This is a genomic window from Zeaxanthinibacter enoshimensis (genome assembly GCF_004362865.1).
Lineage (GTDB): Bacteria > Bacteroidota > Bacteroidia > Flavobacteriales > Flavobacteriaceae > Zeaxanthinibacter > Zeaxanthinibacter enoshimensis.
The window spans coordinates 15,706-40,452 of sequence record NZ_SNYI01000003.1 but is presented as its reverse complement, the minus strand read 5'-3'; the positions used below and the strand labels follow the sequence as shown (position 1 = coordinate 40,452).

Below are 24,747 nucleotides of genomic sequence, written 5' to 3'. Positions count from 1 at the left end.
TTTATTTTATGCATTATTATGTTGTAATTCCCGCCCATAATGAAGAAGCTCATCTTAGAGCTACGCTCACTTCGCTATGCGTTCAGAAACTCATGCCTAAAAAAATAGTGGTGGTCAATGATAACTCGACCGACGATACTGAAAGAATCATCGATCACTTTATCACCAAACATCCCGCTATAGAAAAGGTGAACACCAGCTCCTCTGACCTGCATTTACCTGGCAGCAAAGTGATCAATGCCTTTAATGCAGGGCTGGAACTGCTGGATGAGGAATATGATTTCATAGTAAAGCTGGATGCAGACGTTATTCTTCCCGAAAATTATTTCGAAGAAATTGCACTCACTTTCAGGACCGATGAGAATGTAGGTATAGCGGGTGGCTTCATCTACGAAGAAGACAGTAATGGACAATGGAAGCTTAACCACCCGATGAATCACGACCATGTCCGTGGGGCCATCAAATCGTACAGCAAGAAATGTTTCCAGGCCATAGGCGGACTAAAAAATGCCATGGGTTGGGACACCATAGATGAATTACTGGCACAGTACCACGGCTTTCGCATCGTTACCATAGATGAATTGCATGTAAAACACCTCCGCCCTCTTGGGAAAGCTTATAACAGGAAAGCCAGGTTATTACAGGGAATGGCTATGTACCAGATGCGGTATGGTTTTATGATCACGGTGATAGCATCGTTAAAGATGGCGTGGAAACTGAAGAACCCGCTCGTATTTCTTCACAATATGCAGGGATTTTTCAAGGCAGCAGATATCGGATCCCCATACCTGGTAAGCCCTGATGAAGGAGCATTCACCAGAGCACTCAGATGGCGAAATATCCGGAAGAAATTATTCTAAGACTTCACCGATAGGTTCACCGGTGGTACCATTAGGGTATGCAATTCCCAGCAGGACAGAGATCGTAGGTGCTATATCGGGAATTTCAGTCCTTTCAGTGGTTGAACCCTGCCGGATCCCTGCACCATAGAATAACAAAGGCACATGGGTGTCATAGATCTGAGCAGAGCCATGTGTCGACCCGGTTTTTCCGTAAGAAATATAACCTGCCTTGGGAACATAGAGAATATCCCCGGACCGCTTCTGGTTATACCCATTTTGCAGGATGTAAGGAATTCCACTGGTGAAATTGTTATGCTGCATCTGGTAAGCCGTATATACCTGGCTGATATCCTCGTAACCCAGCAATTCCCTCGCCAATTCTTCCTGAATCTCCCTGGGGTTCAGGTCAAGACTTTTAACCACTTCCTGGTCCAGGAATACCTGGTCATTGGAGATGTTCTTGATCAGTTCGGTACCACCATACTTGTATTGCAGGAAATCCTGGAATTGTTGTTTCCCCATGAGCGAGCCGGTATAACCCGCAGGCATCTTATTGGACGAAAGATAGGAAGGCACGGGGATAGCCCCGTGATCAGCAGTTAAAAACACAGTATATTCCCCTTCCCCTACTTCCTTATCCAGCTTCTCAAATAATTTCTCCAATTCTATATCTAACCGTACGTAGGTATCCTGGACCTCCTTGGAATCTACCCCGAACTTATGTCCGGCGTAATCCGTGCTGGAATAACTGATAGCAAGAAAATCCGTGATATCGTCCCGGCCCAGCTCTTCTCCTTTCAGCGCCTCCAGGGCAAAATCTGTGGTCATGCTATTGCCATATGGTGTAAATCTCAGGATATCATATCCCCCGTTAGCCTCCCAAAGGGCAGGCAGGTCATAAGGGAACACAGGTCTTTCCATACCCTCAAAAAGTCCTTCATACGCGTTGTCGTCAACGGTACTTTCCCGGTAAGATGTTATTTTCTTTATGGTATTCCATGGCTTTTTATACTGGTCTACGGCCTTGGATTCGTTGTAATGCTGCACCCAGGCCGGAAGCGCATTCATGTAATAGGAGCTGCTTACCCATTTGCCTTCATCCCCGCCTACGAACCAATACGCCGCGTTGGCCATATGACCTCCCGGTAAAACTGCCCCCCTGTCTTTCAGAGCAACAGCCACTACTTTGCCTCGCATCTGTGTATGCAGCCTCAATTGGTCTGTAATGGTACTTACTAATAAACGATGTGGAGAAGCCTGTCCGGCAGATCCTTGGGTTCCTACGGAATTATAAGAAGGATCGTCTACGCAGTAAACACTTATATCGTTTTCCTTATCGTACCAGTTATTCCCGATAATCCCGTGCATGGAAGGGGTTGCACCCGTATAGACCGAAGCATGTCCAGGACCGGTACTGGTTGGTGCATAATTAAAGTGGTGATCCTTGCAAAGGAAGCCGTCGCCAACCATACGTTTAAACCCACCATCCCCGTAATGAGACCAGAACCGGGTTAGGTAATCGTATCGCATCTGATCGACCACTATGCCTACTACCAGCTTCGGGGATTTGAAAGGTGTGGCATCACGGTTATCTTTTTTTTGCGCCCATATGTTATTTATACAAAAGACGGTGATCATCACCAGCCCTAATACCTGCCTCTTAGGAAAAACCATAGTTCATTATTAAAGGCCCAAAAATAATTAATTAAACCCTTAATCAATAATAGAAGGTTATTTGAAGTTGAATATTATTATTTTTACGAACACACGATTATACCAACTGCATGAATTATTTATCAGCGATTGGCAGTTATGCCATTATGATACGGGAAGTATTTAAAAAGCCGACCAAGTGGCGGATCATGAGATCCCTGATCCTGAAGGAGATCGATGAGCTGATATTTAACTCCCTGGGCATTATCATTTTTATCGCCATTTTCATCGGGGGTGTTGTCGCCATCCAGACCGCTCTCAACTTAACTAACCCGCTGATCCCTAAGAATCTTATCGGGTTTGCCACAAGGCAGTCGGTCATCCTGGAATTTGCCCCCACCTTTACTTCCATCATTATGGCCGGGAAAGTAGGTTCATATATCACCTCGAGCATCGGGACCATGCGGGTTACAGAACAGATCGACGCCCTCGAAGTAATGGGGGTAAACGCATTGAACTACCTGGTCTTCCCCAAGATCATCGCCATGTTATTTTATCCTTTTGCCGTAGCGATCGCCATGTATGTGGGAGTTTTTGGAGGTTATCTTGCCAATATTGCAGGGGGCTACAGTTCCAGTGGAGATTTTATTGAAGGTCTGCAAATGGATTTCATTCCTTACCACGTCACCTATTCCTTTATCAAGACCTTTGTTTTTGCATTTATCATTGCCACCATCCCATCCTTTCATGGGTTTTACATGACCGGTGGTGCATTAGATGTTGGTAAGGCCAGTACAACCGCTTTTGTCTGGACCAGTGTTGTGATCATCATTACTAATTTTATTCTCACCCAACTCCTTTTAGGCTAATGATAGAAGTAGATAACTTACACAAATCTTTCGGAGACACTCACGTACTCAAGGGTATTACCACCAGCTTTGAAAAAGGTAAGACCAACCTTATCATTGGCCAGAGCGGATCCGGTAAAACGGTTTTTCTCAAATGCCTTTTAGGTCTATTGACCCCGGAAGAGGGGACCATATCATATGAGGGACGGATCTATTCCAAATTGTCGGGTGATGAAAGACGGGACCTGAGGCAGGAAATGGGAATGGTATTCCAGGGAAGTGCATTATTTGATTCCCTGACGGTGGAAGGCAACGTGATGTTCCCCCTGGAAATGTTTACGAGGCAATCCTATGCCGAGATGAAAGAACGGGTTGATTTTGTTCTTAACAGGGTCAACCTGGTAGACGCGCATGACCGATACCCGGCAGAGATATCAGGCGGAATGCAGAAACGGGTGGCAATTGCACGGGCGATCGTCATGAATCCTAAGTACCTTTTCTGTGATGAGCCAAACTCCGGCCTTGATCCTAAGACCGCGATCCTGATCGATAACCTGATCCAGGAGATCACACAGGAATACGAAATCACGACTGTGGTCAATACCCACGATATGAACTCCGTTATGGAAATAGGCGAAAAGATCGTATTCCTTAAAAATGGCAAGAAGGAGTGGGAAGGATCAAACAAGGAAATATTTAAAACAGATAACGAGGCCGTTACCAATTTCGTTTACTCATCGGATCTGTTTAAAAAAGTCAGGCAGATGTATATCGAAGAGAGGAACTGATCATTCTGACGACATTTGTTTTACCTGTATCCTGTTGTCATTTAAACGCAATTTCAACCATTCATTTAGTTTCTTGCTCTCCTCCTCTATTCTTGACGGGGGAGTCGATTCTTTCCATTTCACTTCGAAGACTGGGATAGTATCCATTTTTTCAAAGTTGGTCATAATGGTATAGGCAAAGCCCAGGCCAGCCAGGTTATCGTAATTGGTCCTTGCTTCCGCACTGATCTGGTTAAAAGGAATCTGACCCATGGTCAATTCGCTTAAACTGGCCACCTCGGCCTCCAGGATACGGATACGTTCGTCCTTGGTCAGCAGTTCAGCCTTTTTAGATTCGTACAGTTCGTTCACGTAATTGAATTTCTCCTCAGAGTCATCCCGACCGCCTTGTACGATTTTCAGATCGGTATTCTTTAACCTGGAATACTGATTCTTCTGTACCCTCCAGGTATCGATCACGTTATCCGGGATCACTTCATTCCCCATGGTCACTAATTCGATCGTGGATTCCCCATCATCGTTATAGTTAATATCGGTGAGGTTATCCATATAACGGCCCGGTCCTTTAAACTGGTACACCGCGATAGTCTCACTGATGAGTTGATTTGCCTGGATCATATACCTGGATTCTTCAAAGACCTTATAGAAGGTATACCCGGCCGGGATCATAACAAGGATGGCAACCACCGAAGCCACCCGGGCTATAAACCTGCGCCTTTTGGAATTTGCATAGCGCACCATTGGGAACTGTAATAGTTTCAGCACCAGGAAAGTGGCCAAGGCAATAAAAATAGTATTGATTATAAAGAGGTACATGGCGCCGCCGGCGTAGGAAATATTGCCTATAGCGAGCCCAAACCCCACCGTACAGAGCGGCGGCATAAGTGCTGTAGCAATCGCCACCCCGAAGATCACACTGGCGATGGTTCCTTTTTTTGCCCGCGCAATAACCAGGGCGAGACCACCAAAAAATGCGATCAGTACATCCCTGATATCCGGTGCTGTCCTGGCCAGGAGTTCAGAGGATTCATCTCTTAAAGGGAAAAGGACAAAGAAAAAGTAGGCCGTAAGCACACTGAGAAAGACCATGACTGCAAAATTCTTCAACGACCGGCGTAAGGTATCAATATCGTTGATCGCAATAGACATGCCTATTCCGAGGATTGGTCCCATCAGTGGCGAAATTAACATCGCCCCGATCACCACCGCTGTGGAATTCGCATTGAGCCCTACTGACGCGATGAAAATAGAACAGACTAAAATCCAGGACGTGTGTCCCTTAAAAGGAATATCTGCGATTATAGCCTCCATGGTAGCTTCCCTGTCCGTATTCTGCCGGATATCCAGAAGCTCCTCCAGGAAGTGTTTAATACTCCCAAGCAGCCCTTTAAAATCCTTTTTTACTTCTTCTGCACTACCCTCATCCTTACTGGTCGGGGTCAGCTGATCCTGGTCTAATTTCTGGCTCATACTTAGATGTATTGATCTCCGAAAGCGTCCTTAACCTTGCTGACCACTTCCTTGATATGTTGTTCTTTCTGTTTGGGATAGATCAGGAGGACATCCTTCTTATCTACAATAATATAATCATTTATACTGTCTATAACTACGAGTTTTCCTTCCTCGGTCCTGATCATATTTCCTGATGAATCCTCGGAAAGCAGGGTGCCGTTAACTATCGCATTATCCCCGGCTTTATCATGCATCTTTTCGTAAAGGGATCCCCAGGTTCCCAGGTCATTCCAGTCAAAAGAAGCGGGCAACACATAGATCCTGTCCGACTTCTCGAGTATTGCGTAATCGATAGAAATATTTTCTGCCTTTGGGTAATTCTCCTTAATAAACCGGGCTTCTTCATCGGTATTATAGACCTCCAGACCGCTTTCAAACAGGGAATAGGTGCCGGGTTGGTAATTTTTAAAAGCGTTGATAATGGTTTCTACTCCCCACATAAAGATACCTGCGTTCCATAAGAAATTACCCTGCTCCAGGAAAGATTTCGCTGTTTGGTAATCCGGTTTTTCCCGAAATTGCACCACTTTTTTAAGCCCAGGTTCTCCCTGTTGATCGGTTTTATCGAACTCGATATATCCAAACCCGGTATTGGGAAAGGTAGGGGTTATACCCAGGGTACAAAGGGCATTTTCTTCTTCACACCTGGCAAAACATTCCTTTACATCTTGTTCAAAAGCTTTTTCGTCTTCGATCCAGTGATCACTGGGAGCCACGATCATAGTTGCATCAGGATTCTTTTTCTGGATCTTTAATGCAGCGTACAAGATACAAGGTGCTGTATTCCTCATCGCCGGCTCTAACACCACCTGTTCTTCGCTGAGCATAGGTAATTGTTCCAGGACCAGGGACAGATATCTCTGGTTCGTAAGGATAAGGATATTCTCAGTGGGTATAAATTTGGTAAGCCGATGTACGGTCTTCTGGATGAGTGTCTGCCCGGATCCCAGCATATCGTGGAATTGTTTCGGGTTCTCGGTCGTACTCAATGGCCAGAACCGGGATCCGACACCTCCTGCCATTACAACGGCATAATAATTCTTATTCATGGTTTGTTGTTTAATTATAAAATGGTGATCCTGCGTCAGGACTTTACTATTAAAACTGAAGACAGAAAGATGTCATTATTCAGCCTTCAGCAATTCTACCTCTGCGTTGGGTTGAAAAAGGTAGACTTTGCCTGTAGCCATTTCCACACATTCATAGCGCTTTACTCTCCTGTTCCCTTTTTTAAAGATCTTACCGTTATAAATGCTGAAAACACTTCCAACCGGTAATTCAAATATAAAGCTCTTATCGTTTGGTTCATCATAGGCCATCAGGGCAATCGAGAGATCGGCATCCGTACCGCTACTCGCCTTAGGATTCCTGAAGTGCCGGGCCAGCAGTGGAAGCAGCTTGGCCGGGAATACTTCGGGCCGAATGAAGGGAACCATCAGCAACTGGAATGTTCTTTTCCATTCCGATCCATGAGGTTTGATCTGTCTCCCATACTTTTCAAATGCGACTAAATGAGCGATCTCGTGAATTAGGGTGATCAGAAACCGGTACTTATTGACTCCGGCATTGACTGTGATGAGATGTTGCCCGCCTGGTAATCGACGGTAATCGCCATGACGCGTAACCCGCTGGTCAACGACCTTTAGGTGGACTTCATATTTCCTGATCAAATCGAAACAAGGAACTACAGCGGCCGGCGGAAGATAGCGTTGCAAAGTATTGTTCATCAGGTCAAAAATAGTATAATTCTCATTTTGCACAAGCCATCCCGACTCCATAGGCCAGCGGAGACTTATAGAGGATCAGATCAGGGCGTAGAATTACTTACCTGCAATACTTTCCCATTATAGAATTTATGCCCGTTCAGCGCAAAATCGGCGATATAGGAGGCCATTTCAGCCGCTGAAGTTGGTGCCTGGTAACCCGGGAAGGCCGCTTCGAGCATTTCGGTCTGTACAGCCCCCAAAGCGAGTGCGTTGAAGGAAGGTCCGGAATCCTTGAATTCTTCGGCGAGCAGTTCCGTAAGCGTGATCACTGCACCCTTACTGCTACTGTAGGCGGCGAGCCCCGGAAACTTACTGCTTCCTTGAATTCCTCCCATAGAACTTATGGTAAGTACATGCCCGCCAGACCCCATAAACGGAATAACGAGTTGCGTTAAGGCCGCAAGTCCGAAGACGTTTACATCGTAAACCTTTTTAAAATCTTCCGGCGTAGTTTCAAGAAAAGGTTTATTTACAAGGGAGCCCGCATTATTGATCAATATATCTATAGCAGCGCCTTCTTTTTCCAGATACTCCCTGAATTCTTCCAGGTCTTCAGAACTGCAGATATCAAGAGACAAGGCTGTAATATTCGGATTGTTGAGTTCCTTTACAGGTTTATCATTCCTGGAGATCGCAAGGATCTTATGTCCGTCTTCCGCCAGTAATTTGGCCAATTGGAACCCAATACCCCGGCTGCTGCCGGTAACTATAATATTTGCCATCAGTTATATTTTATTTCACGCTCCTCCGCATTCGCGATACGCTCTACTACCGGGATCATTTTATTAATGACCTGGGCCATGAAAGCGGGGTTCATGGAAGAAGCCTCGTCTCCCACCTTGTGATAATGATCAAAATTGGTGAAGTCAAAACTGCTAAAGGTCTGAGAGGGAACCATGAAAGCCTCGTGGAAAGCTAAATTATCGGAACGCCGGAACAAGTTATAGGCTTCCGCCTGTGGAAGGAACCCCACAAGCTTGTCCCCTGAATACCGGTTCACTGTTTCGGCAAGGTTAGATCTATTGTAACCGGTCAGGTAAACCAGGTGATCCTTACCATTCATAGGAACTCCGATCATTTCGTAATTCAGCATAACGTACAAGTCCAGATTTTCTGCCTTTAGTTTTTGAGCGAGGTGTTCAGATCCCAGAAGTCCTTTCTCTTCCGCGGTAAAGAGGGCAAATATCAGGCTTCGTTTGTTGGTTCGTGACCGGCCAAAGTACCGGGCGAGTTCCATGACCGCAGTAGTGCCCGAGGCATTGTCATTAGCCCCGTTGGCAATCGAGTCACCTGCTACCTCCTTTTGCACCCCAATGTGATCGTAATGCGCCCCTATCACAATGTACTCATCCTTCAATTCAGGATCATTACCGGGCACAACCCCCACTACGTTATAGGCCGTTTCAGGGAAGTTCGAAAGGGTATCCCTGTAGCCCTCAAAATAAGGCAGGACGTCATATTTCCGGAATTCCTCTATGATAAAATCGGCTGCGGCTTCAATCCCCGGAGTACCTGTTTCTCTGCCCTGGAGATCATCCCCGGCGAGGTAAGCCATAATATTCCGGGTCCTGGTACTGTCTGTAACCAGTTTTTCTGCTGCAACCGGACTTGTCTGTATTGACCCGCAGGAGGCCAGAAACAATGATCCCCAGAACAGCAGGGTCAATACTGCTGTTCCGGGGATCTTTTTAGATGAGACATTGCTCATTGAATTATGCATATATTTCCAGATTAGGCTAACATGGTTACCGGGTTCTCAAGGTATGCCCGCAGTGTTTGCAGGAACTGTGCACCGGTTGCACCATCTACGGTACGATGGTCACAGGCCAGCGTTACTTTCATCGTACTGCCCACTACGATCTCGCCATTTCTCACTACCGGCTTTTCTACTATTGCTCCCACAGAGAGAATGGCGGAATTAGGCTGGTTAATGATCGAAGTGAATTCAAGTATTCCAAACATCCCGAGGTTAGACACGGTAAAAGTACTTCCCTCCATCTCTGCCGGGGTCAGCTTCTTGTTCCGGGCTTTACCTGCCAGGTCTTTAACGGACGCCCCTATCTGGCTTAACGTCATCTGGTCTGTAAATTTCAGAACGGGTACTACCAGTCCGTCTTCAACTGCAACTGCGACACCAACATGCACATGTTTATTGTAAAGGGTGGTATCTCCTTTCCAGGTTGTATTTACCTGTGGGTGCTTTTTCAGCGCCATGGCACATGCTTTCACAACCATATCATTGAAAGACACTTTAGTATCCGGAAGGTTGTTGATCTGTGCCCGGGAGGTTTTTGCATCATCCATATTTACCTCAATGGTGAGATAATAATGGGGAGCACTGAATTTGGATTCTCCAAGGCGTTTAGCGATCACCTTGCGCATTTGAGAGTTTTTAATCTCCTCAGTCTGCTCTTCCCCGGCTGGTAAGGCCATGGATACAGCAGGCGCTGCCGGTGCAGACGAAGCCGAAGGCTTAGCTGCCTGTTCTGGCTGAGCAGAGGGCTTAAAGTTCTCTATATCCCTTTTAACGATCCGTCCATTATCGCCGCTGCCTTTAACCTGGGAAAGGTCGATTCCTTTCTCCTCAGCAATTTTTCTTGCCAGGGGCGACACAAAAATTCGCTGCCCGTCCTGGGTCTCAGGAGCGGCAGTTTCCTGCCGGGTGTTATCTGCAGTAGATTTGGTTTCAGAAACCTCCTCTTTAGATGTACTTCCTGATTCCTGTTTTTTATCTCCTGAAGGTTTAGCATTAAGTATGGCATCAACATCGGTGCCTTCCGGGCCAATAATGGCCAGCACTTCATCCACAGGCGCAGACTCTCCTTCTTTGATCCCTATATACAACAAGGTACCCGAGTAGAAAGATTCGAATTCCATAGTTGCCTTATCGGTTTCGATCTCGGCCAGGATATCTCCTTCTTCCACACTATCTCCGACCTTCTTTAACCAACTTGCGACGGTACCTTCTTCCATGGTATCGCTTAGCCTTGGCATTTTCACGATCTCCACACCCTCGGGCACTTCGGAACTTGCAGCGTTATCTGCAGGGGAACTCTCTTCAGAAGCAGGTTTTGGCTCTTCTTTGGATTCCTCTTTAGCTTCGCCACCTTTGTTATCCAGCAGGGCTGAAATATCTTCTCCTTCTTCCCCGATGATGGCCAGTAGAGAATCTACGGGAGCCCCATCGCCTTCAGCTATCCCAATGTGCAACAAGGTCCCTTCATGGAAGGATTCAAATTCCATCGTTGCTTTATCGGTTTCAATCTCTGCAAGGATATCACCTTCTTCTACTTTATCTCCAACTTGCTTGAGCCATTTTGCCACGGTACCTTCTTCCATGGTATCACTCAACCTAGGCATATTAATTATCTCTGCCATTACTTATAATTTGTGTTGCAAAAACGGATAGTCTTCTTGTTCGTATACGGTATCGTAAAGCTGTTCGATCGGAGGATAATCTGAATTATCTGCAAATTCCTCGCATTCTTTTACCAGGTCTTTTACTCGCTTATCGATTGCTTTGATCTCTTCTTCGGTAGCGTATTTCTTATCAAGGATCACTTCTTTCACCTGGGTGATAGGATCGATCTTCTTGTACTCTTCCACCTCTTCCTTGGTCCTGTAGTGTTGAGCATCAGACATAGAGTGACCGCGGTAACGGTAAGTTTTCATCTCAAGGAAAGTAGGTCCACCTCCGCTTCGGGCACGCTCTATAGCTTTGCTCATTTCCTGTGCAACCGTGGCGGGATCCATCCCGTCAACAGGGCCACAAGGCATTTCGTAACCCAATCCCAGTTTCCAGATCTCTGTGCTGTGTGAGGTACGGGCAACAGAGGTTCCCATGGCATAACCGTTGTTTTCACAAACGAAGACCACAGGTAATTGCCACAACATAGCAAGATTAAATGCTTCGTGAAGGGATCCCTGCCTAACGGCACCGTCTCCCATGTAGCACAAGGTGACAGCATCTCTCTTAAAGTACTTATCTGCAAATGCGAGTCCGGCTCCCAGGGGGATCTGCCCTCCTACAATTCCATGCCCGCCGTAAAAGCGATGTTCTTTGGAGAAGATATGCATCGAGCCTCCCATTCCTTTAGAAGTACCGGTCACTTTCCCGTATAATTCGGCCATCACCTTCCTGGGATCAACTCCCATTCCAATCGGCTGAACGTGGTTCCTGTAGGCGGTGATCATCCGGTCCTTGGTCAGGTCCATGGCATGTAGCGCACCGGCCAGTACGGCCTCCTGCCCATTGTATAAATGAAGAAAGCCCCTCACCTTCTGTTGTATGTACACCGCTGCTAACTTGTCCTCGAATTTTCTCCAGAACAACATGTCTTCATACCATTTCAGGTAGACTTCCTTGGTAATTTTTTCCATTAATACCGATTGTTTTTAATATTCTTCTTCTAAATGAAACTGACCGGAACCCCCTAAAGGCCCCAGATTTTTGTAGGAGAACAAAAATACACATTAAATCAATAGTGAAAAAGAATTGATAAAAAAGCTTAAGACAGCTAAAGGAACCTTTATTAATCGGGGAATATTGTACAGATACAAGTAATCAATCCAGGTATGATTTACCGAAGGCCAGCGGAAGCAGGTCCGTAATTGATGCGCTTTTATAGACCTCACCCGTACTGCCCATCATCAGTATTTCTATACCCTCGGTTTGCCGTTGCTCATACTCGGCAATGGCCTGCCGGCAGTTTCCGCAGGGAGCCGCAGGGGTATCAACTACTCTTCGAACAGAGTTAACACTGATAGCAATGGTTTTCACAGCTATTCCTGGGAAGCGGGCCCCGGCCTGGAAAACAGCAACCCTTTCCGCACAAAGTCCCGAGGGATAAGAGGCATTTTCCTGGTTATTCCCGATCACGATCTCCCCATTGGCTAACAATACCGCAGCTCCCACCTTAAATCCGGAATAAGGAGCATATGCATTTTCCCTGGCAAGAACTGCCGCTTGCATTAATTCCCGATCCAGGACACTTAATTCCTCCTGGCTATTATAGATCTCGAGCTCAAAGGTTACTTTTTTTTTCTGCATGGCTATATTTACAATTACCCCGTAATAATACTAAAAAAACCTGCCGATGGCAGGTTTTCTTATATCATATAAACTTTGTACGGTACTGCTATTCGTTAAAGAACTCCTCCCCAAGATTGAAAGTAAGTGAGAACCTCAGCGTATTTTCCAAAGGGTTACGCACCTGGGAAGTTGAAAACAGGTACGAGAGGTCTATCTGGGCCGACTGGTACCTGAACCCGGCACCAAGGGTGAAAAACTGCCTTGACCCCTTAAGTTCACTCTCATTAAAATACCCGGTTCTGAACATGAATTTCTGTTGGAAAGCATACTCCGCTCCCAGGGCCCAGGTAAATTCCTTTAACTCCTCGCTGAATCCATCAGGAGCATCCCCGAAAGATTTGAAGACCCCGTCAAAAAAACTTATTTCCTGGTATTCTGCGTTATCTTCTGAATCAACGTCCCCGTCTCCATCAAAATCCTGGGGAGTCGGAACCAGGAGTTTATTGAATTCGGTGTAGAGCCCTACCACGTTATCCTGGTCCAGGATAAAATCGAATCCAGCACCAAACCCGAGATTGGTTGGAAGGAAATTCTCTTGTCCGCCTTCATCGTATTTGATCTTTCCACCCAGGTTAGAGATATTGAAACCTGCTCTCCATCTTCCGTCAAAATTATCGTAGGCAATTTCGCGCGACTGGTAATACCCGGCAACATCTACCGCAAAAGAGCTGGCAGCCTGGGAATCCACAGAACCGTTATCCGGTAACTTGAGGTTAGAACGGATGAACCTACCGGCCACAGCCATAGAGAACGTATTACTAAGTTTCAAGGAATAGGATCCGTCAATGGCCAATTCATTTGGTTTGGCCACTGTCCCGGGATCGTTCGCAAATTGTCGCAGTTCTATTTCTCCCAGGGTGAAATACCGCAGGCTCGCTGCAAAGGCGCTTCGATCATTTAGCTTATTAAAGTAACTACCGCTCAGCAGGGAAATATCCGTTGTGATACTTTCAAGGTATGGTGTATAACTTAAACCAATTCCCATCTTTCGTTCTGCAAAAGCAAACTTTGCGGGATTCCATTGTTGGGAAAAAGCATCCATGGAAGTTGCCACCCCCATATCACCCATCCCGGCTGACCTCGCATCCGCAGCGATGGTAAGGAATGGAACTGCTGTGGTTATTACTCTATCCTCTTGAGCCGCAACTTTACCGATCACTACCAGCAAAGTAAGCATCCATAATTTTTTCATGTTTGGTATTTGGTATATTAAGCGAGTAAAGTTGCCAATAATAAAGGTTTTACTCAAATTAATTAGATGTATGACACGCTAACGGCGTTTTTAACAAAATCTTATGTGCAATCCCTATTTTTCTACAAACCACTATGATCATTGAAGATACGAAGGTTTGACTACCAATAATACGCGTTTAATTTCTTTTTCGATTCTACCACTGAAAACATCTGAAAAAATACCCCGTCAACCATACTAGAATAGCATTTAGCCCGTTATGACTTTGGATGGCGAACAAATTTTTCCTTTCTGTGACAGCGAGGGAATTAAATTGCGAAAAGCAAAATATTCTATTGAAATTGTCGTTTTACTAGCCAAATGCGACTACAAGTTGGATTGAGAAGACATTCCCGGTCCTCTTTTAAATTGATAATTAAGGGAATACCCTAATTGGGCATAACCGAAGGAAGTCTCGTATGGCTGCCGGAAATTATCACAACATATTAAAATTGACTAATAACAGATGAAAAGACAGTTAATCAAAGTTACACTCTCTTGTGTGGTGATTGCAGGAACCCTTACAGCCACCAGTTGTAAGAAATCTTCCTCCTCCAAAAACGTTTCAAGAGCTACCGGCTGGAAAGTCAATGCCAAGGAAGGTGGCTTTCAGTACAACTCGGATTTTAAGGAGCAGGAAACCGCTCCCGGGCTTGTATTTATAGAAGGCGGTACATTCACCAAGGGAAAAGTACAGGATGATGTGATGCACGAATGGAACAATACTCCTACCCAGCAGCATGTTCAATCCTTCTATATGGATGAAACTGAGGTGACCAACGTAATGTACCTGGAATACCTTGATTACCTGAAAAGTGTCTATCCACCGGAAGATCCGAAATATGCAAACATCTATAAGGGAGCATTACCGGATACATTGGTGTGGAGAAACAGGTTGGGCTTTAATGAGACCATGACCAATAATTACCTGCGTCACCCTGCCTACGCAGAATATCCTGTAGTCGGAGTCAATTGGGTGCAGGCAGTTCAGTTCGCAGAATGGCGTACCGATCGTGTAAATGAAGCTTTGTTAGAAAGAGAAGGATACCTGGCGAGCGATGCTAAATACGCTCCGGTAAATGGCGAAGTTGCAGGTACGTTCAGTACAGAAGCCTATTTAAATCGCCCTGAAACTACCTATGGTGGCCAGATCGATTCACTGCAAGGAAAAAAACAAAAAGATTCGGTTGCTGTTTACGCTAATCGAAACAGCGGAATAATAATGCCGGAGTACAGACTGCCTACTGAAACAGAATGGGAATATGCAGCCCTGGCACTGATCGGGAAAAGAGAATATAACTCTTACCGCGGTCGTAAAAAATACCCTTGGGATGGCGAGTACACCAGGAATGGTCAGCGTGTAGGTCGAGGAGACCAGTTGGCAAACTTTAAACAAGGGGATGGTGACTACGGTGGTATCGCAGGTTGGTCTGATGACGGGGCCGATATAACTGCCCAGGTAAAATCATATAAGCCAAACGATCACGGGTTATACGACATGGCCGGAAACGTTGCCGAGTGGGTTGCAGATGTCTACCGACCTATTGTTGATGACGAGATCAGTGATTTCAACTATTACCGTGGAAATGTCTATATGAAGGCAGCTATCGGTGAGGACGGGAAGGCAGAAGTTCTATCAGAGAATATCGTTTATGATACACTTCCAAATGGTAAACTGGTTGCAGTAAACCTTCCGGGAGAAGTAAAAATGGTCCCGGTTGATGAGAACGAAACTTACCTTAGGACTAATTTCTCGGACAGCGATAACCGCTCCTACAGGGACGGAGATCCGGGATCTTCAAGATTCTACGATAAGTTCGATGACGAGGATGAGGAAGGAAACGATAAGTTAAGCATGTATAACGCTCCTAAACATAAGGTAGAGCGAGATGAAGACGGTAACCTTGTACGGCAGTACGACACCTCTAACAGCAGAACTTCTTTGATCAACGATGAAGTAAGGGTATATAAAGGTGGGTCCTGGAAAGACCGCGCCTATTGGTTAGACCCCGCACAGCGAAGGTATCTGCCACAATACATGGCTACAGATTATATCGGCTTCCGATGCGCCATGTCCAGGGTTGGATCTAAATCTACCGGGAAGAATAAAACGGCACGAGGCAAGAAAGCCAGATAGTACCACTGTTTATAAAAGCAGGGAAAGCCTCGATCGATCGATCGGGGCTTTTTTATATATTTATCCCATGACCACAGAGCAACTGCACCAGTACTTCCTGAAATCTTCGGGAGCATGTACAGACACCCGGAAAATATCTGAAAACTGCCTGTTCTTCGCCCTAAAGGGTGATAATTTCAACGGCAACAAGTTTGCTGCTGAAGCTATTGAAAAAGGCGCCGGGTTAGCCGTGATAGATGAAGAAGAATATCATACAGAAGGTAAGACCATCCTTGTAGATAACGTACTTGAAAGCTTACAGGATCTGGGACGCTTTCACCGGAATTACTGTAAGGCCAAAGTTATTGCACTAACCGGAAGTAATGGAAAGACCACCACCAAGGAACTTATGCACTCGGTTTTGTCCCAATCTTACCGGGTAATTGCAACCCATGGCAACCTGAATAATCATATTGGCGTCCCCCTAACATTACTCAGGATCAAAGAAGATACTGAAATTGCCATTATTGAAATGGGCGCCAACCACCAGAAGGAGATCGCATTCCTCTGCAGTCTCGCAGAGCCGGATTTCGGGTATATTACAAATTTCGGGAAGGCACACCTGGAAGGTTTTGGCGGTGTAAAAGGGGTGATTGCCGGGAAGAGCGAACTGTACGATTACCTGAAAGATAAGAATTCACCCATTTTTATGAATGCTGATGACCCGGTGCAGCGGGAAAAACTGGAAAATTACATCAAGAAAATAGGGTACAGTACAGAGGACAAGAATTACTACCGCATAAATTTCCTGGGAGCGTCACCTTTTGTCTCCCTGGAAGCAGAGGGTACAGTAATCAAAACCCAGTTGGTCGGTCAGTATAATTTCAATAATTGTTGTGCGGCTTTACTGCTGGGCAAATATTTTAATGTCCCGATGGTGCTGATACAGGATGCATTATCGGAATACATCCCGGAAAATAACCGTTCCCAGTTAATTGAAAAGTCGGGCTACCACATCTTACTGGATGCCTATAATGCCAATCCTACCAGTATGAAAGCTGCCCTTGAAAATTTTCACCAGCTACAATCTCCTGCCAAAAGTGTCATCCTGGGGGATATGTTCGAGCTTGGTGATGATGCAGAACTGGAACACCAGGAGATTGCAGACCTTGCCGCCGCCAGTAATTTTTCTGAAGCGCTGCTGGTCGGTGAGAATTTCAGCAAATGCAAAACGGGGTTAATGCAATTCAAAAGTTTTGAACAGTTGGCAGAATACCTGCAAAAGACAAGGCTGCCTGAAGGAGATTTACTGATCAAAGGTTCCAGGGGAATGGCCCTGGAGCGGGTACTGCCCCTACTCTCCTGATACCATAAAAATTTAATAATAACACTTTGAAGACATATCGCATTGGCGACCTTGCTACGCCCGGTGATCCAGAGAATCCCGCTCCTGCAAGTACAAAACCCAAACCCTGCCAAGGCAGGGTTCGATTCTTTTATTCCCTCCCAACGCTAAAGCAAGCTTGGCGTTGTCCGGATTACCGAGCTACGCCCGGTGATCCAGAGAAACCCGCTCCTGCAAGCCTGCCTACCTGCCGGTTATGGCAGGCAGGTACAAAACCCAAACCCCGCCAAGGCAGGGTTTGATTCTTTTATTCCCTCCCAACGCTAAGGCGAGCTTGGCGTTGTCCGGGAATAAAAAAACCCACGCATGTCTGCGTGGGTTTTGTGAGTGATGTGGGATATACTGGATTCGAACCAGTGACCTCTGCCCTGTCAAGGCAGCGCTCTAAACCAACTGAGCTAATATCCCGGGAAATCGTTTTTGAAACGGGCTGCAATATCGGAAATTTATCGGTTCCAGGAAAAACAACATCGTATTTATTTACTCTTCCTTTTACGCAGTGAGCGCTATATACTGCTTAAAGGTAAACTCTCCTGCCACGGGAAATCTTTCGGGCTAAAATACTATGGTTCACAATTAAGATAGTTAATGATTTAGTCTTTTCTTTCCTGAGTATTGTGGCAAAGAATATAAAACGAATATGGAGTGGATCCAGATAATAATTGCAGGTCTTTCGGGCACCATCTTGATGACCTTGTTCAGCCATATTTGCGGCGCGGTATTTAACGAGGAATTCTCGGAACCCACATTACTGAACCGTATGATGCGCAATTCCCGGATGTTTTCTTCAGAAATTACAGACAATGACAGCAGAGGCTGGATCATTCACTTCGGGATCGGGCAGCTTATGGGCTTTTGGTTGTGGTTTATGTTTTGCTACAGCGGGTTAGGACAAGCCCCGGTAATAGGAAGTCTTTTAGGCTTCCTTGCCGGGATGGCCGGAGTACTGGGCTGGCTTTTTCTATTTAATACGCATTCGAATCCGCCAGAAACAGACTTAAAAGGATATATTGTACAACTGGTCATCGCCCACACTATATTTGGATGGTCTGTCTACCTGCTATTTCAACACTGGAATCCATGTTGGGTCCAACTATAAAATTCTATAAAAATGAAAGATTGGTTTAATTTCTCCTGGGGCGACTCCCTGGCTATATTGATCACTGCTACCGTTATTTACCTGGCAGTTATTCTTCTTACCCGGATATGCGGAAAAAGGAGCTTTTCAAAGATGTCTAGTTTTGATTTTGCCATGACCGTTGCTATCGGTTCCATAATCGCCACAACGGTCTTGTCTAAAAGTGTAAGTATGTCTAACGGTTTAGTCGGGTTGATAGGCGTATACCTTCTGCAGATCAGCGTGAGTTATGCCAGAAGGATGAGTTGGGTAGCAAAAATGGTAGATAATCCTCCCTTACTGCTGATGGATGGTCATGTGATTCTCCATGACAACCTAAGGAAAGCCAGGGTCACTGAAGACGATCTGCGCTCCAAGCTGAGAGAAGCAAATGTCATTGCCCTTAGCGAAATTAAGGCCGTAGTCTTCGAGGCAACAGGTGATGTCTCCGTTCTGCACAGTTCAGACGACACCCCACTGGACGACTGGTTATTAAAAGAAGTAAATCGAAATTGATATTATATTATCAAATCCATCCTCTCCTTTACCGGACAGATAAAAAGACACTATCCACGACTACGAGCCTATGATCTCTCCTCCATTCACATGGATAAACTGTCCTGTAATATAGCTCGCATCCTCACATGCCAGGAAAACATACGCAGGACCTACTTCACTTGGCTGCCCCGCTCGGCCAAGGGGAGTATCCTGTCCAAAATCCGACACATCGTCAAAAGTAGCAGGAATTAACGGGGTCCAGATCGGTCCCGGTGCCACCCCGTTCACACGGATATTCTTTGATGCCAGCATTTTGGCCAGTGACCGTGTAAAACTTACTATGGCACCTTTGGTACTGGAATAATCGAGCAGGTGTTCGCTACCCCTGTAGGCGGTAACCGAACTTGTATTGATGATTGTGTCCCCCTCTGCGAGGTATTTCAGTGCACATTTACTAAGGTAGAAATAGGGGAAAATGTTGGTGTCAAACGTCTTCCTGAACTGGCTTTCACTTATCTCTTCTGCTGAATCTTTTGGAAACTGTATTGCAGCGTTGTTTACCAGGATGTTGAGCTGGCCTAACTCGGAAACACATTTTTCCACCGCGGATTTGCAGAAATCATAGGAACTGACGTCCCCTTGGAGAAGAAGGCATTTTCTCCCTTCCTTCTCAACTAATTCGCGTGTTTTTGAAGCATCTTCGCTTTCTTCAAGGTATATGATACCTACATCAGCTCCTTCTCTTGCAAAATGAATTGCTACACTTCTTCCTATCCCACTATCTCCGCCGGAAATTAGTGCAACTTTACCATTCAGTTTATCACTGCCCCGGTAAGAGTCCCTGATGATCTCCGGGCGTGGATTCATTTTATGCTCGTCACCGGGCTGTGATTGTTCCTGTTCCGGAAATGTACTTGGCTTGCTCATAGCTTTGATAGATTTAATAGGGTTGAACAATTGATCATTTAAAATTAATTTCCGGTAATGGTTTAAATGGATTCAATCAATAAGTTCATTGACTTTAATCCAACTGGCTTCACGGAATTTTTTAATTCTCATTTAAAACTTATACCAGAAGATGTTTAACCTCAAAGCTCTAGGGATAAGGGGAGTCGGAACACGATTTGCATCTCTACCCGATAAGATTAATTTGGATCATTAAAAACCCAAATAAGGCGCAGAAAATGCTTAATTTTATAGGAGCATATCTATTATAGATACGAATTGACCTTGACACAATTAATACTTTTATCTTAAAAGAAGGAAAGTGCGAAGTAATATAACCACAGGTGCGGGATACAGTGACAGCCCGGAAAAGGCACAGGCTATAGCCACCAGCTATGGCACGGATATTCTCGATAATGTACCTGCAGCCATATACACTTGTGATACCCAGGGCCGGGTTACCTATTTTAACAAGGCTGCGGCTGAACTTTGGGGCAGAGAACCCGAGCTGCACAAGGATCTCTGGTGTGGTTCCTGGAAGATATTTACCACGGAAGGAGAAAATCTTCCGCTGGATGACTGCCCTATGGCCATTGTATTAAAGAACGAGGCCACCATCCCACCCCAGGAAATAGTGGTGGAGCGTCCTGATGGAAAACGACGTAACGTGATGGTACATCCCAAAATGTTATACGATGCGAATGGTACTGCCATTGGGGCGATTAATATGCTTCAGGATATCACCGAAAAGAAAAAACAGGAAGTAGCACTAAAACTGAGTGAGAGTAATTACCGGAAGCTCGCAGAATACCTTGAAAAAAAGGTCGAGGAAAGGACCACTAATTTAAAGCAGAGTGAGCAGCGATATCACCGTATGGTGGAAGAGGTGCAGGATTATGCCATAATCCTCCTCGATCCCGAAGGGAATATCCTGAATTGGAACAAGGGAGCAGAACAGATCAAAGGCTACAAGGAATCCGAAATAATTGGCAAAAATTACAGGTTGTTTTACCGGGAAGAAGACCGGAAAGCATTGCTGCCTGAAAAACTGGTTTCTACCGCTATATTGGATGGAAGGTCCACGCATGAAGGCTGGCGTGTAAAAAAAGATGGCAGTCAATTCTGGGGCAGTGTGGTAATTACAGCCCTGCACGATGACGAGGGACAAATCCTTGGATTTTCCAAAGTCACCAGGGACCTGACCGAACGTAAGCTGGCAGAGGATCAGAAAGAAAAATATGCGCGTGATATCGAGGTTCGTAATACACAACTGGAAGAATACGCCCATATCGCATCTCACGATCTGCAGGAACCCCTGAGAAAAGTGCAGGTTTTTAGTGATCTCGTGAAAAGTAACCTGGATAATAAGGAGAAAGCGATCCTCTACCTGGACCGGATGCGAAATTCTGCCCAGCGAATGGCCACCCTTATCAAAGATGTCTTAAAGTACTCCAAGGTATCGGATTTTGATGAATTCTTCGATTCCGTGGACCTGAATGAAGTGCTTACCAACGTAAAGGAGGATTTTAACCTGCTCCTGGAAGAAAAGCAGGTTAAACTTACCGCTTCCAACCTCCCAACAATTGAGGGAATTCCTGTTCAAATACACCAATTGCTTTCCAACCTTTTGGGGAATGCCATTAAATTTTCAATTGACTGCCCGGAAATCAATATTTCCTCCACTGAAGCATCAAAGGCGGAGTTAGAAGAATTTCCCGAGCTCGATCCCACCAAATCCCATATTAAGTTGCGGGTATCCGACAACGGCGTAGGTTTTGAGCCCCAATATTCAGAGGCTATTTTCACCATGTTTAAAAGGTTACGCAGCGATGCGCAGGGAAATGGTATCGGCCTTACGCTTTGTAAAAAGATCGTGGAAAATCACAAAGGAAAAATACTCGTAGAAAGTTCTCCCGGAGCCGGTACAACTTTTACCATTTACCTGCCTAAGAAATATGCAGGTAAACATGCGAAAAAATAAAAACTCCCATCTCCTCTTCTAATTAACTTTTAGCTCAAATTATCGGGGATAATAGGATATGCCATTCCACAACTTATTTCATCCCCTGTATCGAATCCACGCAAGAGCTTTGCCAGGTCCTACCATCGAAGTTCACTGCTTCAACGTGCACCATAAAAGTGGAAGCTCTACAGCGCTCCCTTTAAAGAAATGACACAAATAATATCTCAAGATTAAAAAGTTACTGATATTTTACCCCTGATATAAAAAGGCGTGCCGGGTGTAAAATGTATTTCCTCAGCAGGAACAGATTCATCTAACAGACGACTTTCAGTAGCGAACTGGGTTTCGTTCCACTCGGTTCCGAAAAGATTCTCCACTATAATTCCATACGTCCAGTTCTTCCAGTTGTAATTCAGATTAAAATCGGCAATGAAATACCCTTCTGCGGTTATGGAATTATCTTCGTTTGCAGGCCTGTCATCCAAATATCTGTAGGTTAAGGCCCCGGAAAACCTGTCCAGACCTTCTATGATAATACCCCCGGAGGAAGTCAGGTCAGGCGCAAGCGGGATAAAATTTTCCCCATGAGGTTCCTCGGTGCTTCTCCCATAAGTAAAATTAATATCTCCATACAGGTACAACCAATCCAGAGGTTGGTAGCGTGCTCCTAACTCAGCGCCTAAACGCCTTGTCTTTCCGCTAGGCTCCACAATACCTGCATCACCTACGTAAACAAATTCCTGTTCCAGAAACAATCCCCATACCGTAGCGTTCAGGGCCAATTTAGGGGTCGGTTTAACTATTGTCCCAAAATCTATCCCATAGGCTGCAGGGAGGATATCCTCACCCTTGTTGGCAACTACAACACGCGTATCATTGGAATGAAAACCGATACCTGATTTAAGGAAAAGCTGCCAATTCTTAGTCGGGGAATAGATGGTATTCAGTTTTGGGCTGAAAGCTACTTTAGACTCGCTTTGGTTATCATAGGTCTCCGAAGTCCTGTTCACATAGTCGAACTTGAAATAATCCAGGCGTAATGCAGGGTTGAACGTCCATTTACCGGTTTTGAATTCAGTATTTAAAAAAACATATGTATTTATTTCGTCCACATCGCCCAAGGCAATCCGTTCAAGGGTAGTTTGCCGGTTCAGGGTACTGGAGAGTTCAACATCATCGGAGTTGTCATACCGAAAACCTATCCCCGTCTCCATCTCAAACTGCGTATCATTACCAAAAGCCATATTTTTCTTTTGGAAGATGCTTTCCGCACCTGCCATGACACGATCTTCCTTTTGGCGAATCTGGTCGCCATTAACCGGGTCTTCCAGGAAAAAGGTAAAGTTAGAGTACAATTCAAAATCATAATCGACCAGGTAGGCCTTCATCTTGAAAGATTCGTCATTATCGATTACTTTGGTGTAATTGGCCGAAAGGTTAGTTCTACTGGTCTGTCCACCCTCGGTATCGTCTATCGCTCCAAACCTGCCGATCAAGCCCTGGTCGACCGCTCTTTGAGGAATTTGCCCTGACGCATCCCATTTACTCTGGAAATGGGAAGCCGTGAGGTTCAGTACCTGACTGCCGGGCAAATTAAGGTTATACCTGGCCATTATATTGATACGGTTAAAATCCTGTGGGGAATCAAAATAGCCATCAGTCAGGTACAGTTCTGATGCAATATAGGCATTGCTGTTTATCGATTCCAGAACCTTGAACATTCCCACCAATCTAGAGGTTCCAAACTGGCCTGCCTCCAGCGATACCAGGCTTTTGTCCAATGCTTTTCGCAAGCGCAGGTCAACGTAGCCTGCAGTATTAAAGTTTCCTTTTTCAGCATAATATGGCCCTTTACCAAAATCTACATTTTCTATGGTCTCCGGTATCACAAAATGGAGGTCTGCATAGCCTTGTCCATGGGCGTGACTAACCATATTCACGGGCATGCCATCCACACTTATAGCTACATCCGTGCCGTGATCAACATCAAATCCACGCAGGAATATCTGTTCGGCCTTTCCACCTCCCGCGTGTTGGCCAATTATTAGCCCTGGGACTTTCCGCAGGATTTCCTGTGACGATTTAACCGGGTTCGTTCGTACATCAACATCCACGATCCGGGTAAGCGTTTTAATTTCTGAAGTTACAATTACCTGGTTCAGTGAAATGCTGGATTCTTTCATAACTATGGTCATAGGGGATTCCAGGTTTTCAGGAACAATTTGAATTACCTCTGTGCTGTAGCCCAGGCTGGTAAAATAGACCGAATCTCTTATCGATGTATTGGTCAAGGCAAAAGTTCCGGTTGCATCCGTATGGCTATGATGACTGGTATTTTGATTAAAGACACCGACATCTGCCAGAGGTTGGTTCTTTTCATTCACTACTCTACCCTTTAAATTCTGGGCATAAGTAATACTGGTTAAAAGCAATACTATTGCTGATAATATATATTTCATCTTCTTGATATTATGAGTTGTTACGTAGGCTTTCAAAAAAGGAAGCACGGTTTATGATGTAGTTGAGACGATAAGGCGTGAAGTTCTCCAGTTAGCTATCAGATTCAATTTAATATGGCAATAGAAGTTGCACCCCATTACTATATGAAGGGGTAAATGAATACCTGGCTCATTTATATGATATACCTGAAGAGATAAAAAGGGCGAATGCCTTATGAGGATAATACCCTGGGTGGAGGGACCGTAATTTCCGGTCGAAGGTTTTCTGTTAAAGTGTTATGGAACCAAGTACTGGTTCTATCAAACGTTATAAATCCCCCCTGAATTTCGTGTTGAATTGGAACGAGATGTTTCTCTACTTTAACCTCGAATAAATTATCCTTCTCGTTCGGGGAATCATGGGTATCAATAACTGTATTAATAAAGGAAAGCAGCTCGTGTGAGTGTTCTTTTATATGATCATCAAATATATTGGCGCCTCTTTGATAAGACAGGAAAGCGTGGTCGTGATG

20 protein-coding genes and 1 tRNA gene are annotated in these 24,747 nt (G+C 45.2%); 8 read left to right on the top strand and 13 right to left on the bottom strand.

The window, feature by feature from the left end:
- Positions 1-8 precede the first annotated feature (8 nt).
- Positions 9-860: a glycosyltransferase gene (locus tag CLV82_RS11820; RefSeq protein WP_133644565.1), complete on the top strand. Its 852-nt coding sequence runs from the start codon at positions 9-11 to the stop codon at positions 858-860.
- Here the strand turns inward: CLV82_RS11820 and pafA are convergent.
- Positions 852-2,516 carry an alkaline phosphatase PafA gene (gene pafA / locus CLV82_RS11815; RefSeq protein ID WP_133644564.1) on the bottom strand — a complete coding sequence of 555 codons (1,665 nt, stop codon included), beginning with the start codon at positions 2,514-2,516 and terminating at the stop codon, positions 852-854. The two genes, CLV82_RS11820 and pafA, sit on opposite strands and share 9 nt — an antisense overlap.
- A gap of 110 nt (positions 2,517-2,626) precedes the next feature.
- Between pafA and CLV82_RS11810 the strand changes: the two genes are divergently transcribed.
- Both CLV82_RS11810 and CLV82_RS11805 read left to right on the top strand, forming a co-directional pair.
- Entirely contained in the window at positions 2,627-3,364 is a 738-nt protein-coding gene (locus tag CLV82_RS11810; protein ID WP_133644563.1) for an MlaE family ABC transporter permease, read from the top strand.
- Entirely contained in the window at positions 3,364-4,131 is a 768-nt protein-coding gene (locus tag CLV82_RS11805) for an ABC transporter ATP-binding protein (protein WP_133644562.1), read from the top strand. Before CLV82_RS11810 ends, CLV82_RS11805 begins: the two co-directional genes overlap by 1 nt.
- Here the strand turns inward: CLV82_RS11805 and CLV82_RS11800 are convergent, their stop codons facing one another.
- The 9 genes from CLV82_RS11800 to porV form a co-directional block, all read right to left on the bottom strand.
- The gene (locus tag CLV82_RS11800; RefSeq protein WP_133644561.1) at positions 4,132-5,601 is read right to left on the bottom strand and encodes a DUF389 domain-containing protein; all 1,470 of its coding nucleotides are present in this window, start codon (positions 5,599-5,601) and stop codon (positions 4,132-4,134) included.
- Positions 5,602-5,603: 2 nt separating this feature from the next.
- Positions 5,604-6,692, bottom strand: coding sequence for a mannose-1-phosphate guanylyltransferase (locus CLV82_RS11795; RefSeq protein WP_133644560.1), 1,089 nt, complete (start codon positions 6,690-6,692; stop codon positions 5,604-5,606).
- 75 nt (positions 6,693-6,767) lie between these two features.
- Positions 6,768-7,370 carry a SprT-like domain-containing protein gene (locus tag CLV82_RS11790; protein WP_133644559.1) on the bottom strand — a complete coding sequence of 201 codons (603 nt, stop codon included), beginning with the start codon at positions 7,368-7,370 and terminating at the stop codon, positions 6,768-6,770.
- A gap of 80 nt (positions 7,371-7,450) precedes the next feature.
- Positions 7,451-8,131, bottom strand: coding sequence for an SDR family NAD(P)-dependent oxidoreductase (locus CLV82_RS11785; RefSeq protein ID WP_133644558.1), 681 nt, complete (start codon positions 8,129-8,131; stop codon positions 7,451-7,453).
- Complete coding sequence (locus CLV82_RS11780) at positions 8,131-9,129, bottom strand: M28 family metallopeptidase (protein WP_243744210.1); 999 nt, start codon at positions 9,127-9,129, stop codon at positions 8,131-8,133. Before CLV82_RS11780 ends, CLV82_RS11785 begins: the two co-directional genes overlap by 1 nt.
- A gap of 11 nt (positions 9,130-9,140) precedes the next feature.
- On the bottom strand, positions 9,141-10,787 hold the full coding sequence (locus CLV82_RS11775) for a pyruvate dehydrogenase complex dihydrolipoamide acetyltransferase (RefSeq protein WP_133644557.1): 1,647 nt from the start codon (positions 10,785-10,787) through the stop codon (positions 9,141-9,143).
- A gap of 3 nt (positions 10,788-10,790) precedes the next feature.
- Positions 10,791-11,789 (bottom strand): pyruvate dehydrogenase (acetyl-transferring) E1 component subunit alpha, encoded by a 999-nt coding sequence (pdhA, locus tag CLV82_RS11770; RefSeq protein WP_133644556.1) that lies wholly within the window; start codon positions 11,787-11,789, stop codon positions 10,791-10,793.
- 184 nt (positions 11,790-11,973) lie between these two features.
- Positions 11,974-12,459 (bottom strand): cytidine deaminase, encoded by a 486-nt coding sequence (cdd, locus tag CLV82_RS11765; protein WP_133644555.1) that lies wholly within the window; start codon positions 12,457-12,459, stop codon positions 11,974-11,976.
- Between the two features lie 88 nt (positions 12,460-12,547).
- Positions 12,548-13,693, bottom strand: coding sequence for a type IX secretion system outer membrane channel protein PorV (gene porV, locus CLV82_RS11760; protein ID WP_133644554.1), 1,146 nt, complete (start codon positions 13,691-13,693; stop codon positions 12,548-12,550).
- 505 nt (positions 13,694-14,198) lie between these two features.
- Between porV and gldJ the strand changes: the two genes are divergently transcribed.
- Positions 14,199-15,869 carry a gliding motility lipoprotein GldJ gene (gene gldJ, locus CLV82_RS11755; RefSeq protein WP_133644553.1) on the top strand — a complete coding sequence of 557 codons (1,671 nt, stop codon included), beginning with the start codon at positions 14,199-14,201 and terminating at the stop codon, positions 15,867-15,869.
- 67 nt (positions 15,870-15,936) lie between these two features.
- Positions 15,937-17,214 carry a UDP-N-acetylmuramoyl-tripeptide--D-alanyl-D-alanine ligase gene (locus CLV82_RS11750; protein WP_133644552.1) on the top strand — a complete coding sequence of 426 codons (1,278 nt, stop codon included), beginning with the start codon at positions 15,937-15,939 and terminating at the stop codon, positions 17,212-17,214.
- Between the two features lie 372 nt (positions 17,215-17,586).
- On the opposite strand, the gene CLV82_RS11745 is transcribed toward CLV82_RS11750, so the two are convergent.
- Positions 17,587-17,661, bottom strand: a tRNA-Val gene (locus tag CLV82_RS11745).
- A 232-nt stretch (positions 17,662-17,893) separates the two neighbouring features.
- On the opposite strand from CLV82_RS11745, the gene CLV82_RS11740 reads away from it, so the two are divergent.
- Both CLV82_RS11740 and CLV82_RS11735 read left to right on the top strand, forming a co-directional pair.
- Positions 17,894-18,352, top strand: a complete 459-nt coding sequence (locus tag CLV82_RS11740) for a hypothetical protein (RefSeq protein ID WP_133644551.1) — start codon at positions 17,894-17,896, stop codon at positions 18,350-18,352.
- Between the two features lie 12 nt (positions 18,353-18,364).
- Complete coding sequence (locus CLV82_RS11735; protein ID WP_133644550.1) at positions 18,365-18,886, top strand: DUF421 domain-containing protein; 522 nt, start codon at positions 18,365-18,367, stop codon at positions 18,884-18,886.
- Between the two features lie 60 nt (positions 18,887-18,946).
- On the opposite strand, the gene CLV82_RS11730 is transcribed toward CLV82_RS11735, so the two are convergent.
- On the bottom strand, positions 18,947-19,795 hold the full coding sequence (locus tag CLV82_RS11730) for an SDR family oxidoreductase (protein ID WP_133644549.1): 849 nt from the start codon (positions 19,793-19,795) through the stop codon (positions 18,947-18,949).
- Positions 19,796-20,135: 340 nt separating this feature from the next.
- On the opposite strand from CLV82_RS11730, the gene CLV82_RS11725 reads away from it, so the two are divergent.
- A complete protein-coding gene (locus CLV82_RS11725; protein ID WP_243744209.1) occupies positions 20,136-21,794 on the top strand; it encodes a PAS domain-containing sensor histidine kinase in 1,659 nt (552 codons plus the stop codon).
- A 212-nt stretch (positions 21,795-22,006) separates the two neighbouring features.
- Here CLV82_RS11725 and CLV82_RS11720 read toward each other — a convergent pair whose 3' ends face one another.
- Complete coding sequence (locus CLV82_RS11720; protein WP_133644548.1) at positions 22,007-24,235, bottom strand: TonB-dependent receptor; 2,229 nt, start codon at positions 24,233-24,235, stop codon at positions 22,007-22,009.
- Positions 24,236-24,747 lie beyond the last annotated feature (512 nt).